The organism is Streptomyces populi (assembly GCF_002911015.1).
GTDB lineage: Bacteria > Actinomycetota > Actinomycetes > Streptomycetales > Streptomycetaceae > Streptomyces > Streptomyces populi.
In genome coordinates this window covers 1-1261 of the sequence record NZ_KZ627089.1, presented here as the reverse complement: position 1 = coordinate 1261, position 1261 = coordinate 1, and the positions used below count along the sequence as shown (strand labels likewise).

Here is a 1261-nt window from a genome sequence, read left to right as displayed (position 1 = left end):
AGGGCTCCTGTGCTGCTGAGTTGAGACGTCGAACACCTCCCTCAACGGCACGGGAGCCCTGTCCGTTGCGTACCCCACTCCGTCACCCGATCAGTGGCCATGCTGAAAACGCTCAGTGATTACCACCTTGTAAGTTCGATCGCAGCCCGGTGCCGCCTGCCGGAACGAGGGCTCCTGGTCGCTCGCGGATCCAGCTGCAGCCACCGCCGTATGCCACCGTCCGCCGTCGTTGATGTCAGTTGGTGATGTCAGATCGGTAGACGGTCTACGCGCTGACGTCCAACTCTCGTGCGCGCTGCCGAGCTTGGTCTCTCAGTTCCTTGAGGCGGCCGTGGAACAGGTTGTGACGGTTCTGGTCGAGGTTCAGCGGCAGGTCGAGTTGAGTGATGAGCTCCGACTCCAGGGTCCACGGTTCGTCGTGCTCGATCCAGCACACTCGGGCGTTCTCTGCCATCCACTGGCTGAGGGCGACCTCCCCGTCCTTGCCGAAGGTCATACGCGTGCCGCTCTTGCCCACTCGACGCAGCTCGATCCCGAGCAGACAACCGAGCGTGAGACGAAGCGTGGAGCCGGCCGCGTTGCCCCGGTAGTGGTACCGCACGCGCTTGCGCAGGTTCTGCGTGCTGGTCCGGTTGGCCATGTACCGCGGGGCTATGCCGACGTAGAGAAGTCGCCCTGCATCGAGGTCGGCAGAGGGAGCCTGTTCGAAGTGCCACCCGTAGACCCCGGCCGCCGCCGGCACCGGGCTGGGACGCAACAAGACTTCCCGCGCCGACCACAGCCGATCCGGTTCGGTGAGAGCGGTGTGGGTCACGGAACCTCCAGGTGGGCGCACTGGTGGCCGCAGGATACTCACTTGCCAGCGGGCACGACGCACAACCGACGAGACAGCCAGTCCACGCTCGGTCACAAGGGCAGCATCCACTCATCGTATGCATGCAAACCCGGACAGTGAGCTACGGATTTGGTCGACAAGAGGGACAAGTGCCCAGCTAGTGCTCTGACCGGGAAGGTTCGCCGGGGCGGTGGTCGCTTCGTCAGTCTGGGAGCCAGCCGTGCGTTCTCCTGACCGGCGGTAGCAGTGCCGCAGAAAATGGATTGCCTGGGGGACAGCGCTCACGTTGGCTGGGCAGCATGGCTGAACTGCATACCGATCGCCTCGTGCTCCGTCGATGGCAAGACTCCGACCTTGAACCGTGGGCGGCGATGAATGCTGATCCCGATGTCCGGGAGCACTTGGGTGTCCTGCTCACCCGTGAAC

General features: G+C 64.1%; 1 protein-coding gene and 1 pseudogene. One reads left to right on the top strand and one right to left on the bottom strand.

From position 1 onward, the window contains the following. Positions 1-265: 265 nt before the first annotated feature. Positions 266-757, bottom strand: coding sequence for a GIY-YIG nuclease family protein (locus CW362_RS42805; RefSeq protein ID WP_338069100.1), 492 nt, complete (start codon positions 755-757; stop codon positions 266-268). Positions 758-1134: 377 nt separating this feature from the next. Here CW362_RS42805 and CW362_RS45215 point away from each other — a divergent pair. Beyond that, positions 1135-1261: pseudogene (locus CW362_RS45215) on the top strand (GNAT family N-acetyltransferase); the annotation flags it as partial.